Raw genomic sequence first — 14516 nt, forward strand, 5'->3', positions numbered from 1 at the left:
AGCACTACTTTTGTTTGACGCTATTCCAGATGTCTAAATGCATTTTCCATTTACTGTCTACCTTTTTCCAGACAATGACATATTTTCCTTTCCAAGAAGACATACGTCCATCTTTATGTTTGGTTTTGCCTTCATAGTAGCCATAGTCATAAGCTGTGTCTTCTACTATGGTAATTTCAGTTTGAGTGATTTTGTGATACGATGTACTAATCCCTTCTGGTAACGTCCAATAGTTTATAATGTCCTCACCTTCTAAAATCTGTGTGTTATTAGGAAAGATTTTAGCGTCTTTTGTATATGATGACGCTATTTTTTCATAATCTGAAGCCATAACATATTCAGAAAAACTCTTAGTATTTTTTAATATTGTTTGAATATCTTTTTGGTTACCATTTAAAGTCTGTGCCTGTGAATAGTTGAAGCCTAGTAGTGCTATTAAAACGAATATTAATGTTCTCATTGTTTAAATAGTTTTTTGATTAACGATGTCTTTGATTTCATCTGCCATATCCATTACATTAAAAAACTTTTGGTTCTTTAAGATGATGATATATAATTGTTCTTCAGGATAATATCTAATTACCGACTCATAATTTCCCTGTTCGCCGTGATGATGGTGCACCTCTAATTGATCATCGTCCCATTCTAAAACGCCCAAAGGCGATTGAGAGCCTTCTCGTTCTGAAAGGAGTTTTACAGATTTTTTAGATAGCAGTTGATAGCTATGCAGGTGATAGAGATATTGGTAAAGGTCCTGTGCAGAAAATAGCATCAAAAACTTAAGGCCATCCATTCTAAAAGCATCAAGGTTGTTATCTTGGTCAAAAGGGTGAGCTGGTAACACTTCATTTTTCCAAGGCACAGCTTTTCCAAAATAACTATTGGTCATCTTTGCAGGTTTGAATATATTCTGAGTCACATAATCTTCAAAAGATTGACCAGAAACCTTTTCTACAATATGGATCAGCAAGATGGGATTGTAGTTTGAATAGAGATAGTCTGTACCAGGTTTAAAAGAAAGCGCTTTTACTTTCTTTAAATCATTCAGCAACAATTCATGAGTAACCGTAATTTTGTTTTCTCCATAGCGTTCCCATGCAACCCTTGGTAGACCACTAGTGTACTTAAATAATTGTTGTATAGTTATTGATGATGCCCAGGATGGTAAATCTTCCAGATACATACTTATCTTGTCTTCAAGCTTCAACTTTCCGCGTTCGTAGAGTTGCATTGTAGCCATTCCAGGAAATTCTTTAGAAATAGAGCCAATAGCAAAACGATGAGACGCTGTTAAAGGTTCTTTTGTTTCGGGATGAGCAACCCCAAAAGAGTTTTCATATAAAACCTCATCGTTTTTTACAACGAGTATATTACCATTGAGTTCTCCATTAAAATACTGCTCTTCTACATACTCATGGATACTGTTGTATTGACAGCTTATATTTAAAAATGCTGCACAAAACATTGCCATAAAAATGATTAACATTTTATGTTTCATTATAATTATTATTCAGGATAGTTTTTAAAAGTGAATGATTTATGGATAATTTTCCATTTATCTTTAATTTTCAAAAGCATTAAATAATCTGTGTAGATGCGTTTTCTTGCAGGCATTAGTATTTCAATTTTTGCTACGGCAGCATTACCTTCATAATCGATGGAAAGTACTTTACCAATACGATTACTTTTTTGACCTTGCTTTACATTATCAACATATTTTTTGCCAGACCATACTTGTAATGAATCTTCTCTTATAAAATACAGATTGAAGTCCTCATCAAAGGCTTCTCGTAAACGATCTGGTTCACCATTTGCAGTGCCTTCGATATAATCGTAAAGTACTTTGTTAATAGCTTCAATTTCTGATTGTGAATAAGAAAATAATACGCTTAGGAATAGTAAAATTAATGTGATTTTTTTTTTCATTTTGATTGATTTTGAGTGTTTAAATTATGTTTTTTAAGTCCTTATTTGGTTTTTACTAAGCTTTCATTTGCAAGACTTTGCTTTTGAAACCATATGTCTGCGACTCCAGCAGTAGACAGTTTAAATCCTTTAATTGAACCGTTTGTATTTCTTTGAAACTCCAAAGATGAAAAGTGTCTTTGATCTCCCGTAAATACATTTGTTATCCTTGGACTTAATTGCACAGATCCTATTCTAGGATGTTTAAGTATGAGATTGCCTTTGTCAATAGAAAATGAATAAGACGTATTTAAAGCTGTAGCATAATAGTTTCCAGTAAATGAACTTAAATCCCTACTCCAGTTGGCATTGGTATTATATGAAATCAACTGAAAAGTATCATCTCCAACATTTACGGACATAGTTTTGGGAATTGCCTTAGAATCAAAGCTTACGATTACTTCTGCTCCAGTGACCATTTTAAAGGTGTTATTCGTCAATGGTACTAAAGCACTTTCATTTTGAGGGCCTCTAGAGTATCGTAGTGTGTCATTGACGATCTGAATTTTTCTGGAATTATGGTTGTCTATGTCCCAATAGTCGCCTTCAAAAGCTGTAAGTTCTTTTTTTGATAACTTTTTAGAAGCAATTTTTGTAATCCGTTCAGATCTTGTATCTAAAAAATCTTCAATATATAAGGCACTAGCTCCTGTACCTGCATAACCGTTATAAGCGCCATCATTCCCCATAATTATGATCGCAAGATCATAATCTGGATAACGAATTAATTTACTAGCGTAGCCACTGGCAACTTCGACATGATAGAGTTTTTTTGCTCCTCTAAAATTCCAAAAGCGATGCCCACCTGTATACAAAGCCGTATTGGTTTGGTCTACTTCTTTATTATTGACTATAGACAAACTATCAAACTTTTCGACCATTTGTTTAGTACCAATTTTTGGATCACTAAGTTCTTTTGCCCATAAGCACATATCTCCTACGGTAGTATATAGATCTGATGTGATGGTTTGTGATGGGCTCAGCATAGAACTCACAAAATTATCATTATGTGCAAAATAGCCTTGAGCCTTGTTAGGGATTACTGTTCCATTGGTGTCAAATACAGAATTCACCATTCCTAGTGGTTCAAAAATTTCTTTAGACACAAAATCTCTATATGCTATTTTAGAAATTATGGTAATAAGATCTTCTAAAATCATGAATCCAGCATCTGAATGACTTTGAATGCTTACACTTTTTGGTAAGGTGTTTGCTTGATTTAAAATCATCGCATACGCCTGTTCTTTTGTAAATACATCATCTGATCTCCATCCGGCGAGCGCTTTCGAGACTTCGATGTTATTTAAACCACTTGTATGATGTATTAGCTGCTGGATGCTTATGGCATGAGGCATAGATGCTAGTGCAGGCACATATTTACGGATATCGTCATCAAGAGAAACTTGACCTCGTTGTTCTAAAAGTAAAAGTGCATAAACCGTAAACTCTTTAGCTATATCTCCTATATGAAATCTGGTTTGAGGATTTATGGGTACTTGGTGTTCCAAATTGGCCAGACCGTAACCTTTATTATGTACTATTTTGCCATTATTTAGAATACCTACAGCGATTCCTGGTTTATCGGGAGTATCCCATTGCGAAAAAACGGCATCGATCTGTGCTTCTGTAATTTGTCTTTTTTGAATCCCTTGCGAAAAAGAGATCGACATTATAAAAGATAAAAGTACTACAAGTGAATTTTTCATGTATTTATAATTGGTTTAAAGTCTCTATGATTTTTTTAGCTACCGAAGCGGCTGCTGTTGGGTCTTGTCCTGTAATTAGTCTTCCATCTACTCTGAAGTAATTGTCCCATCCGTCTTTAGAATAACTGAAGTTGCCGCCACGTTCTTTAATGGTCTCTTCAATTGAGAAAGGAAACGTTTTGTAATAGTGAGCCTCTTTATTTTCGAATATATCTGGAAATCCATTAACCTGTTTGTCTTGATACAAGTACTTACCGTCTTTGGTTTTTAAGTTTATGATACCAGCCGTACCATGACAAACAGCCGATACAATGCCTTTATTATTATATATAGACATTGTAATGTCTTGAATGTTTTCATTTTCAGGAACTCCGAACATAGCGGCACCACCTCCTACATAATACACGGCTTTGTAGTTTGAAGCATCCACAGCTTCAGGTTTTAAGGTGTTTTTAAGTTTACTCATAAAGTCAAAATCGTATAAATACGTCTTTTGAATACTATCTGAGGTAGATAAATAGCCTATTGGTATAGCTCCACCTTTAGGACTCACAAAGTCTACTTCATAATGCTCTTTGGATAATACGTCATAAGCAAAAACAATTTCTCCGAAGTGGTTGGCGGCGTTCATATCTGTATCACCATAGAAGTGTTGATTCGAAACAACAAAGAGGATTTTGCTATTGATTTTAGCTCCTTCTTTCTCTGAATTGGAACAACTATTAAGTAAAATGATTGATAGGAAAAGAGATAAAATACGCATTACTGATTATTATTTTCAGCAATATGAATATTTTGTAAGAAAAAGCAATTTTGAGTTATAAATTAGAAGTTCGGATTTATAAAATAGAACGCTCTAACTCTGATTTCTAAATTGACTTGGAGTGGTACCAGCTAACTTTTTAAAGGTTGTAAAAAATGTAGACTTAGAATTAAAACCACACTCATAACCTATAGCTTCAAGCGTTAAATTACTATTATTTTGAAGCATATTTTTTGCAGCCTCAATGCGGTATTCATTAATAAAAGAAGCAAAATTTAAGCCTAAATTATCATTCAATAATTGAGAAAATTGATGTGTGGTTAACCCTATTTTTTTAGCAACATCAGACGATTTTATATTGGCATTTTTATAGAGTTGCTCATTTTGCATAATAGAGTTTAGTTTCCCTCTTAATTGAGAAGCTTTTTCAATGGCTATTTTTTTATTACCGTACTTTTTTGTGGCGTTGAATAAAATAGATTTATTCTTTTTATTGTAAAAAACAAATAATAAAAGGATATATAAAAGGAAAGAAAACGTGAGCGCACCTGAAATATAATTTACAAAACTCGTAAAGTAATAGGATACCACTAGTAATATATTACCAATTAAAATACTGAACAACCAGATGTCTATACTTGTAGTTTTTTCTTCCCTAATAAACAGGTTTTTGATTCTATATCTTATCAAATAGCATGACGCTAGAATATAAATAAACCATTGTATATATATCGTCTTAATAATATATGGTCGCCATAACGAAATATGCTCTTTAAAAGGATATAGAAATCCAACAATTAAGGCAAGAGGAACTAAGGCCGCTAAGTGATACTTCCAACTATTAAATGCTTTGTCTGAAGGATTGGTAATTGACTTAACATAAAAATATAAGAATGGACCAACAAAAAAACAAGCTGTTAGACCAAACTGTAGATAATGAAAAGACAATTCGGGATTAAAATGAAAGAATACCGATTTTCCTATTCTGATGCTCAACATAGCAAGAAAAATTCCTAGAAATATATTTGAAATATGTTTTGGCTTAGCAAAAAGGAGAAAGTAAAGACTCAGTACAAGTCCGTTAAATGCACCTAAGGCACTAAAAAAGAATAGGAGTTCTCTACTTACTTCCAAGAAAGACTGTTTTTTAATTGATTGTTGTTCAAATTTAAAAAATAGTTTTTCAAATAAATGATAAAGATATCTTAACTTATAAAATCATCAATAAGAAAGTGTATTCTCAAAAAGCAGGCTTTCGCCTGCTTCTAATTAAGTCACTAAATAATCTAATAACATGAATTAGCACCGTTGCTTTAGGGTAGTGCTAAGTCCTTGATATAAAAATACAGCATTAATATTTAGAGATTTATGTTTTTGTGTCAAAAACTTATGCATCAAAAGAAAAGACAACTTTAGAATCTAAAAGCGATTAATTCGCTTTTTCATAAGCTTCTTTCATCCAAGTTATCAATTCATCATCTATATCATCTATTGAAGTGATTTGAACGCGATGGGAGCACATGGTACCAAATGGACCAGAATTTTCAAGTCTTTCCGTGATTGGTTTATGAGGTAATTTTAATCCCAAATCAATACGTGTTTTTGTAGCAGGTTTTATAAGAACGAACTGACGCTTTCTAATAACACTTACACTAGTCTTTTTAGGTGTGATCGTAACATCGCTTCCAAAATCTTTTACAATTGGCAGTAGCTTTTTATAAATAGGGAATAAACTTTCCTTGCCTTTATATTGATTAGTGACTAGATCCTCATCAGAATTGTTGTCTTCTTTGGACAATGTCACAATAGTATTGGCAAAGCCATGAGTGACTCCATGTTCGTTTTTTAGAAAGTTGACACTCTCAGAATGTTTGGCAAAGGCTTTTGCTTTTAGGATGTGCTTCCATTCCTCTAAAGACTTACCAGTTTTTTCTGGCATATTATTGATCATGGTTTGTAATGCGTCATTCATGGTTTAATATTTTACTGAGGGTTTACCTGATTCTAAATATGAAATTAAATTGAGATAGGACTGTTCATTCCCTTCAATAAAAAATTTCATTAAAGACATATACTTTTTATTGTTTTTGTAACCAATACCATAGGAGGTGACTTTGGTTTTTGAAGGTTCAATTTCTTCAAAAAGAATCATGTTATATAAGTCTTTTTCATCGGCTTTCATAAACTTAGGAAAATTTTTGGTTAGTTCAGCCTGAAGCGTTAGCATCGTCTTAGGAATGTAATTTATGATATGTAGATATATAGTAGAGTCATCACCAATTTCACCATCGTTATTGTAATTGGTTTTAATAAGACCATTGAGTTTAAAATCAATCTCTGCTTTCGCCGTTGCCCAACTTTCCCAACCTTCTTTCGTGGTGCAAGCATTCCAAACAGAATCTAAAGCAACATTTACAACAAAAGTTTGTTTTAAAACCATGTTATTGGCTTGGGAAGAATCAATTACTGAAGTAACTCGTTTTTCTTTGTGGCCTTCTGTGTTTTGGGCAATAAGAATAAGAGGAAAACACAATACTATAAGCTGAAAGATTCGTTTTTTCATAATTCTAGTGATAATAGATTTACAAATTAAGAAACTTAAAGTAAACTACGATAGTAAAAAATTAACCTTTTCGATCTATTGGGAAGAAATTGATTTCATCATCTTTATGAAAATCGGATTTAATAAATTCTTGAGGATTGAATCCTGAAAATTCTTTAAATTCTTTAATGAAATGGGATTGATCTGAATAGCCAAATTCATAAGCTAATTGCGACCAAACTAAATTTTGTTTATTCTGAATTTGTTGAAGAATTTTATTAAATCTAAATATTCTATGGAAGACCTTTGGGGTTAAGCCAAAGTAGGTTTTGAATTGGTTGATAAGATGTTTCTGGGTTTTAGAATATGTTGCTACAATCGTGTTGTGATCTGATATAGGTTTTGTTTGTAGTTGTGAAAGGATGTCTACAAGCTCAAGTTTTGGAGTTTTGTTTTTGGCCAACCTATCAATTAACCAGCTTTCAATGATTTCAAACTTATGAGAAGCTTCATTTTTATTCAATACTTCAGTTCTTATATCCAATATTTCCTTTCCGAAAATAGCTTCACCATTAACAACTTTATTATTTAATTGATAAATTGGTAGATGTAAAAAAGGGTATGAGCCATTAGTTTTAAACTGAACGACTAGCATTTCAGAATTTTGTGGTGCGGAAATAGAGAGAAAATCTTTATGCATTCCAGAAATCCATACATTTTTATAATTGCCATTGGGTTTTAATGTGTTTTTATTAAATGTATGTCGTGTAATGCCATCTAATTCAAAAATAATAAATACATGGCCAGTTGGCACAACACGTTCTATAGAATGATCTGGTTGAAACCCCTTGTAGTGAAATATAGATTCAATATAATTTACTAAAGGCTCTCGAAGTATGTGAGTATTAAAATCAATAACTATTTTGTTTTAAGTGTGTTAACATAGGCAAAGCTTTGTTCAAAATAGCGGGCCATAAGTTTTTTATCCTCCCAAAGAGATTCAGGTACTAAAACATAATCTTTCATTTTGGCGCCATAGGAATAATAATGACCAGTATTATGTTTTTCCATGAACGTGGCTGCCTCATCTTTTGGTAGACGAATACCAATTTCGGCATTCTTAATTAATAAGGTAAACATATAGCCATTAGATGAGGTATAAATCATCTTTTTGCCCTTTCGCTCAAAGCCATTACAAGATTCTACTATTTCGTCGTAGATCTCTAATGCATCGTCCCAATTCATGATAATCTAGATATGTTGATCAATTAATATGGCATTGCCATCTGGATCTAATACTACAAAGCTCGCTGGACCTGAGTCTGGTGCATCAATTTCACTAGCAAAAGCGACATCTTTTGACTTTAGATGTTTTTGAATGTCACGAACATCATCATAGTGCTCTAAGGTATTAGCATCTTGATCCCAACCGGGATTAAAGGTCAGGATATTATTTTCAAACATACCTTGAAATAAACCCACTAGCGTAGATTCATTTTTCATGATGAGGTAGTTTTTATCCAAGTCTCCAGCAAAAACGGAAAATCCTAAATGCTCATAAAATGTTTTTGACGCTTTAATGTCTTTTACTGCAAGGCTTATTGAAAATGCACCTAGTTTCATAATGTTTTGATTCTTAGTTAGATTTTAAAGGTAATGAAAACTATGCTTATATAGCATCTTGCCCAAAAGTCAATACATTGGAGTCTGGATCGAGTAAGGAAAATTCTTTTTGTCCCCAAGGTTTAATTTCTAATTTTCCATTGGCATGAATCTCTACTGTCCTATCTAATAGATCTTGGTAAAATCTGCTAATATTGTCTGTTCTAATATATACTTGACCATAGTTTTCTTTTGGATTAAGATCTTTAAATTCAAAAAAATGAATTTGAATATTATCTTTTTCAATCATTAAATAACCATCATAATCTCTATTCCCAAACTGTTTAAAGCCTAATTGATTTATATAGTAGTCCTTAGTCGTTTCTTTATTGCGCATTGGTAATTTAGGATGGATATCTGCAAGCATAGAAAAGGTTTTTATGTTTTTAATTCAATAATACAGGTTTGCTAAATCCTAAATTCTCTAACTTTTCTAATTGCGTGGCAGCATCGCCTACAATTAAGTAAATCATTTGGTTGGGTTTAACGTATTCTTCGATTAATACTTTGATATCTTCAATAGTCATATTCTTAACAATAGCCTCACGCTGTTTAGCATAGTCATCCGCCAAACCATAATTACTGATATTGCTTAGCATATTTAGTTTTGCTCCCAGGGTTTCAAAAGCTCTTGCCGTACTTTTTATAGTAAAGCCTTTGGTCACATTTAAATCTTCTTTACTATAGTTCTTACCATAATCTTCTAAGATCTGTTTTATCAAACTAGTGGCCTCATATGTGGCATTAGTTCGTATACCACTAGAAATGGTAAATTCTCCCTGGTATTCGGATCCAGAGAATCCAGAACGAATACCATAAGTATAACCTTTGCCTTCGCGCAGTTGTTGTGTTAATTGTGATGCAAAGCTTCCGCCACCAAGTCTATAATTCATTACCGTAGCAGGATAGTAATCTTTATGTGTTGCCTTTAAAGCTGGATATCCAAAGCGGATAACAGATTGTTTTGCACCTGGCACATCGTAAAAATAAACTGTTGATTCTTCGGGATATAATGGAATTGGAAGTTCTGGTATGTCCACATCTTTCGTTTTCCATTGCGTATTTATTTTTTCCAGTGCTTTAACCACTTCATTCTCTGATATTGCACCTACTACGTGCATATTGGTTAGTTCAGGAGAAAGATTGTTTTTGTAATAGTCTTGCAGATCTATAATCGAAATACTATTAACAGAATCTTCCGTACCTCTATTGTCATAGGCTAAAATGTTGTTTTCTCCATAAAGTAGTTTTGCAAACTCATTAGTAGCAATGCTATTGGGATTAGCCTTACTGCGCTGAATACCACTTATAGTGCTTTGCTTAATCAAATCAAACTCCTTTTCGTCCCAACGTGGTTCTAGTAAAATTTCTGTTACTAAATCCATGGTCTTATTAAAATGTTTGGAAAGCGTTGTACCCGCTATGGTGATATTGTCGGTTGAGGCATAAGCAAATATATTGGCTCCCAAACTATTGATAGCATTCTCCAGTTCTTCTGCTGTTTTCCGCTCGGTACCTTTAGTCATAAGACTAGCTAAAAGATTGGAGACACCGACTTTATTGTTATTTTCCAGTAACTGCCCACCGGCAATTTGCATTTCAAATTGCACCAAAGGCACTTCATCGTTATCTATGCCAAATGCCTTAATACCAGAATTCAGTTCTTTTTTCCAAACGTTAGGAATATTAAGTTCTGGACTATCGCCATAAGGTGGCTCAATACTTCTGTCGAAACTACTTGGTGTTTTTTCGTAAGTCGCAGCAATACTTGGGTCGAAGCTTTCTTCGGCACCTTCAATAATTTTTTCTTCTACCACACTGGCCAGTTGCGAGTTATCTAAAACTAGATGCTTTTGTCCTTTTGGAATAAAACTTGTGGCGATATAATGTTTGTCTTTTATGTAAGCGTTGTATACTCGCATGACATCATCAGATGTCACGGCTAGGATATTTTTTACATCTTCATTAATAAATCCTGGATCTCCAGCAAAAATCTCATACTGCGCTAGTTGAAAACCTTTGCCTAAAACACTAGAAAGTCCTTGGTAGAAATTGGTTTCCTGCCCAGCTTTTATTCTATTTAAATCATTTTTAGAAATACCGTTTAATTCAAAATCCTTAAGTCCATTTTGTATCGCAGAAGCTACAGAATTCAAATCTTTCTGATTAAATGCAGTAACACTCAACATTAGCTGTCCTGCAATTTCTGATGAGTTTTGACGCATTCTTACGTTGCTCGTTAGTTGTTCATCTTCCACTAAAATTTTATAAAGTGGTGCTTTTTTGCCTTGCGTCAAATATTGTGCTAAAACACGAAGCGCGTAGGAGTCTGGGTGATATTGATATACTGACGACCAAGTCATTGTTAATCTTGGAGCCCGTGCAAAATTGTCTTCATAAAATAAACGTTTCGATGATTTTAACGACACAGGTTGCTTCTCCATTTCGGGAATGGCTTTGCCTCTAGGTATTTCATCAAAATACTTTTTAACCCAAGATTTGGTTTGTGCCACATCAATATCTCCAGCGATGGTCAAGGTCACATTATTTGGAACATACCAACGTCTAAAAAACTCTTTAACATCATCTAAAGTGGCATTTTGTAAATCTTCTAAGGAACCAATGACTTCCCAACTATATGGATGTCCTTCAGGATATAAATTTTTATTGATCACATAGGAGTTATGCCCATAAGGTTGGTTATCGACACGCTGGCGTTTCTCATTTTTAACAACTTGCTTTTCTTTGGCCAATACAGGTTCGGTAACCGTATTGATAAAGTAACCGAGCTTATCGGCTTCTGCCCAAATCATTTTTTCCAAAGCGTCTTTTGGTACAGTTTGAAAGTAGTTGGTTCGATCTCTATTTGTAGAACCGTTGGCGCCAGAACCGCCAATTCGAGCACTCATTTGGTCCAAGCCACCTTTACCTAAATTTTCGGATTCTAGAAACAACAAATGTTCAAATAAATGAGCAAAACCTGTTCGACCTTCTTTTTCCCTTGCAGAACCAACATGGGCCGTTAGAGCAACCGCTGCAACAGGATCGGATTTATCGACATGCAGAATAACTTGTAAACCATTATCTAAAGTGAATTTTTCAAAATCGACTTTAAATTCTGTTGATGTTTCGTTGGTGTCGTTTTGTTTGCATGCTGATAGCAATAGTAGAACAAAGAGGCTTAGTAATAGTTTTTTTATTTGTTTCATGATTGATGATTTTCAATTTTTTAGGGTCTTGACTACGCTCGACCTCACAGAAGGAATTCTCTAAAGCTCATAGGCATTATTATTAACAAAGAAAATAGAGTTTACCAAGAATAGTTTTCCATTTTCCCAGAAGCTTCTAAAAAGCGGATTATCGGCCATAAAAATAAAGCTACCACTTCCCATGCGCTCTTCTCCAAACACTAACGTTTTGTCTAAGTTGTTTAGTGCGTCTTTACCAGCAAATCCAGAATACACTTTAGTGTCATTAAAATGTGCTACATTATAACCACTATCTAAAAGACTATAGGCAGAACTTCCTAATTTCAAAGAAAAATAACTATCATCATACCCAAATGCCATAGGATGTGTGCGGTCTACACTGGTTTTAAAAATAGCACCAGTGATAAGTTGATTGGTATACTCACGTTCGCGATCTGCGTAGGCCGTAAGGTTATCAGGATCATCCTCAGCTTCTGAAGTTTTGTATTTAAGACTAAAGCCATCTTTGCCAGCAAAACTACGAAGTGCACCATCTATCGCAATAACTTTTCCGCCAGCACGTACCCAATCTTTAAGTTTTTTCATATGGTCATCATTCAGTACGCTGCCATAATAGCCACTTGGCATTATCAAAACATTATACTTGTTTAGATTGATACTACTAAAGTCATCGGTGTCTATAGAGGTTAATGGGTAGCGCAATTGCTGTTCAAAGAAATGCCAAATAGCACCATAGCTTAATGAGGATGTCCCTTCCCCAGAAAGCACTGCCACTTTTTGTCTATTAATGAGTTTAACGTCAGGCGAACCAATATCTGGAAAGGTTTGAGAAAAACCAGAGTTAATTTGCGTTAGTGCTTGCGAATGCTTTTGGGCAATTTTATTCAACGTGTTCAAAAAATCTACAACGTGTCTATTATCTCCTTTGGTAATGATCAATGAGCCGCGTTCAAAATTAGAACCATTAGAGCTAAATGGCTTTTCCGTGAACCGCACTTTAAAATTGTGCTCTAATAACTCAGCTAAAAACTGTGCGTCATCCATCGAACTCCATTTGCTTACATAGCCATAGGCATCGTTTAAGACTTGAAGCGCTTTTCGTTCTGATAGTTTGCTGCTATTGACTTGGGATGTGCTTGCAATAGCATCTAGTCCATAAGCATAAGGTATAGACCACGCTGTGATATCGTATGTTAATGAATCAGATAATTTGGCATTTGGCTCAAACATGACTTTTACCATTTTACCTTTGGGTTGATTGGTATGTACTACAAGAGCATTACTATTAATAGTCATATTTCCCTGTCCTCCAGTAGCATAATTGTAACCAGATACCTTTGTTCCATTGGTGTTTTCAAATTGAATTTCGTGCTTATTGAGTAGTTTTTTTAAACTGTTGAGTTTGTCTTCATTCCCTTTTAAAACATAGCTCTTATATTTTAAGTTGGAGTTGTCAAAGAATTTTGCAAACTCGTTATTCAGTTGTGTCGCATTTTTGGATGCAATTTCAACTGTAGATAATCCTGTGGTGGTGTGATGTGTTAGTCGCTCAACCAAAGTCAATACATGACCTTCATCATTTAAAATCCCAAGACCAGCCATACCGTGTCCACCTTGCTCATAAGTCATTCCAATGGCTCCCATATAAGTAGGATAGGTGTCTCCATAACTAGGATAAAATAAATCGAAGCGTTCCCTTGTAAAGAACAGCCAACCTTCAGCATCAAAATATTTTGCATGATTCTTACCAATTTGGGTCTGAAAATCCCGTTGCCAGTCGCTTATAATTTCATGAAAAGGTTCTGCGGCAGGTGCAAAATAGTAAGGTTCATTAGGACCCTGCTCATGGAAATCTACATGGATATGTGGCATCCATTTGTTGTAAACTTGTAAACGAGCATTGGTTTCAGTTTGTGTGGCCCAAAGCCAATCTCTATTTAAATCAAACAGGTAGTGGTTTGCTCTTCCTCCTGGCCAAGGTTCATTATGTTCACTTGCTTGTTTGTCAATGTCATAGGGTTGGCTAGCCGTTTCGTTATACCAATTCACATAGCGATCCCTACCATCTGGATTGATGCACGGGTCTATAATAACTACAGTATTTTCCAATAAGTCTTTACGTTCAGTTAAAAGTTTATATAATGTGAGCATTGCCGCTTCAGAACTCGATGCTTCGTTGCCGTGAACGTTATAGCTTAACCAAACAATCGCAATGTCAGTTGAAGTTGGTGAACCTGAGAGAATTCCTGTATTCTTCAAATTGTTTTCCCTAATGGTTTCAAGATTCGCCATATTAGCTTCGCTTGAGACGTATGCCAAGTATAGAGGTCTTCTTTCATTGGTGCTGCCGTATTGTTCTAATTTTACTTGTTGAGGTGCAGCAGCTGCAATCGTTTTAAAGTAATCAACCACCTGATGATGACGACTAAACTGTGTGCCAATGTTATAGCCTAAAAATTCGCTAGGTGTTTGAATGTTTTGGCTTAAAATGATTGATGAGGTGCTAAATGTAACTAAAATAAATAGGATGAATCGACGCATGAGTTGTTGTTGGTTTTGGTATAAAACTAGTAAATATAAACAGTGATTTTTAGAATATGATACTAGATATTTGAATTAACTAAAAATTAGCAAATAGAATTTACACTTACCGTATATTTATGCTTTGA

Annotated in this window: 14 protein-coding genes; all 14 read right to left on the reverse strand. The window is 34.4% G+C overall.

Annotation, left to right across the window (positions count from 1 at the left end; genetic code table 11):
- Positions 1-4: 4 nt before the first annotated feature.
- The 14 genes from H7F21_RS13070 to H7F21_RS13135 all read right to left on the reverse strand — a co-directional run bounded on the left by H7F21_RS13070 (position 5) and on the right by H7F21_RS13135 (position 14388).
- On the reverse strand, positions 5-460 hold the full coding sequence (locus tag H7F21_RS13070) for a YybH family protein (RefSeq protein WP_185789748.1): 456 nt from the start codon (positions 458-460) through the stop codon (positions 5-7).
- A gap of 3 nt (positions 461-463) precedes the next feature.
- Positions 464-1498 carry a serine hydrolase domain-containing protein gene (locus H7F21_RS13075; RefSeq protein ID WP_185789749.1) on the reverse strand — a complete coding sequence of 345 codons (1035 nt, stop codon included), beginning with the start codon at positions 1496-1498 and terminating at the stop codon, positions 464-466.
- Between the two features lie 8 nt (positions 1499-1506).
- Positions 1507-1926: a nuclear transport factor 2 family protein gene (locus H7F21_RS13080; RefSeq protein WP_185789750.1), complete on the reverse strand. Its 420-nt coding sequence runs from the start codon at positions 1924-1926 to the stop codon at positions 1507-1509.
- A 41-nt stretch (positions 1927-1967) separates the two neighbouring features.
- Positions 1968-3671, reverse strand: coding sequence for a serine hydrolase domain-containing protein (locus H7F21_RS13085; RefSeq protein ID WP_185789751.1), 1704 nt, complete (start codon positions 3669-3671; stop codon positions 1968-1970).
- Between the two features lie 4 nt (positions 3672-3675).
- Positions 3676-4434 carry a type 1 glutamine amidotransferase domain-containing protein gene (locus tag H7F21_RS13090; RefSeq protein WP_185789752.1) on the reverse strand — a complete coding sequence of 253 codons (759 nt, stop codon included), beginning with the start codon at positions 4432-4434 and terminating at the stop codon, positions 3676-3678.
- Positions 4435-4527: 93 nt separating this feature from the next.
- Entirely contained in the window at positions 4528-5568 is a 1041-nt protein-coding gene (locus H7F21_RS13095) for a helix-turn-helix domain-containing protein (RefSeq protein ID WP_185789753.1), read from the reverse strand.
- Positions 5569-5863: 295 nt separating this feature from the next.
- Positions 5864-6406 (reverse strand): DUF4287 domain-containing protein, encoded by a 543-nt coding sequence (locus H7F21_RS13100; protein WP_185789754.1) that lies wholly within the window; start codon positions 6404-6406, stop codon positions 5864-5866.
- Between the two features lie 3 nt (positions 6407-6409).
- Positions 6410-6997, reverse strand: coding sequence for an SRPBCC domain-containing protein (locus tag H7F21_RS13105; protein WP_185789755.1), 588 nt, complete (start codon positions 6995-6997; stop codon positions 6410-6412).
- Positions 6998-7058: 61 nt separating this feature from the next.
- The gene (locus tag H7F21_RS13110; RefSeq protein WP_343067656.1) at positions 7059-7898 is read right to left on the reverse strand and encodes a helix-turn-helix domain-containing protein; all 840 of its coding nucleotides are present in this window, start codon (positions 7896-7898) and stop codon (positions 7059-7061) included.
- Positions 7895-8221 carry a hypothetical protein gene (locus H7F21_RS13115; RefSeq protein ID WP_185789756.1) on the reverse strand — a complete coding sequence of 109 codons (327 nt, stop codon included), beginning with the start codon at positions 8219-8221 and terminating at the stop codon, positions 7895-7897. Before H7F21_RS13115 ends, H7F21_RS13110 begins: the two co-directional genes overlap by 4 nt.
- A 6-nt stretch (positions 8222-8227) precedes the next feature.
- Positions 8228-8599 (reverse strand): VOC family protein, encoded by a 372-nt coding sequence (locus tag H7F21_RS13120; RefSeq protein ID WP_185789757.1) that lies wholly within the window; start codon positions 8597-8599, stop codon positions 8228-8230.
- A 46-nt stretch (positions 8600-8645) separates the two neighbouring features.
- On the reverse strand, positions 8646-9005 hold the full coding sequence (locus tag H7F21_RS13125) for a bleomycin resistance protein (RefSeq protein WP_185789758.1): 360 nt from the start codon (positions 9003-9005) through the stop codon (positions 8646-8648).
- Between the two features lie 19 nt (positions 9006-9024).
- On the reverse strand, positions 9025-11847 hold the full coding sequence (locus H7F21_RS13130) for a M16 family metallopeptidase (protein WP_185789759.1): 2823 nt from the start codon (positions 11845-11847) through the stop codon (positions 9025-9027).
- A gap of 60 nt (positions 11848-11907) precedes the next feature.
- Positions 11908-14388 (reverse strand): M14 family metallopeptidase, encoded by a 2481-nt coding sequence (locus H7F21_RS13135; RefSeq protein ID WP_185789760.1) that lies wholly within the window; start codon positions 14386-14388, stop codon positions 11908-11910.
- Positions 14389-14516: the final 128 nt, after the last annotated feature.

The organism is Winogradskyella flava (genome assembly GCF_014243395.1).
GTDB classification, from domain to species: Bacteria; Bacteroidota; Bacteroidia; order Flavobacteriales; family Flavobacteriaceae; genus Winogradskyella; species Winogradskyella flava.

Coding starts and splice junctions, on each gene's coding strand:
- H7F21_RS13070 (WP_185789748.1), bottom strand. CDS start 460: ATGAGAACATTAATATTCGTTTTAATAGCACTACTAGGCTTCAACTAT.
- H7F21_RS13075 (WP_185789749.1), bottom strand. CDS start 1,498: ATGAAACATAAAATGTTAATCATTTTTATGGCAATGTTTTGTGCAGCA.
- H7F21_RS13080 (WP_185789750.1), bottom strand. CDS start 1,926: ATGAAAAAAAAAATCACATTAATTTTACTATTCCTAAGCGTATTATTT.
- H7F21_RS13085 (WP_185789751.1), bottom strand. CDS start 3,671: ATGAAAAATTCACTTGTAGTACTTTTATCTTTTATAATGTCGATCTCT.
- H7F21_RS13090 (WP_185789752.1), bottom strand. CDS start 4,434: ATGCGTATTTTATCTCTTTTCCTATCAATCATTTTACTTAATAGTTGT.
- H7F21_RS13100 (WP_185789754.1), bottom strand. CDS start 6,406: ATGAATGACGCATTACAAACCATGATCAATAATATGCCAGAAAAAACT.
- H7F21_RS13105 (WP_185789755.1), bottom strand. CDS start 6,997: ATGAAAAAACGAATCTTTCAGCTTATAGTATTGTGTTTTCCTCTTATT.
- H7F21_RS13115 (WP_185789756.1), bottom strand. CDS start 8,221: ATGAATTGGGACGATGCATTAGAGATCTACGACGAAATAGTAGAATCT.
- H7F21_RS13120 (WP_185789757.1), bottom strand. CDS start 8,599: ATGAAACTAGGTGCATTTTCAATAAGCCTTGCAGTAAAAGACATTAAA.
- H7F21_RS13125 (WP_185789758.1), bottom strand. CDS start 9,005: ATGCTTGCAGATATCCATCCTAAATTACCAATGCGCAATAAAGAAACG.
- H7F21_RS13130 (WP_185789759.1), bottom strand. CDS start 11,847: ATGAAACAAATAAAAAAACTATTACTAAGCCTCTTTGTTCTACTATTG.
- H7F21_RS13135 (WP_185789760.1), bottom strand. CDS start 14,388: ATGCGTCGATTCATCCTATTTATTTTAGTTACATTTAGCACCTCATCA.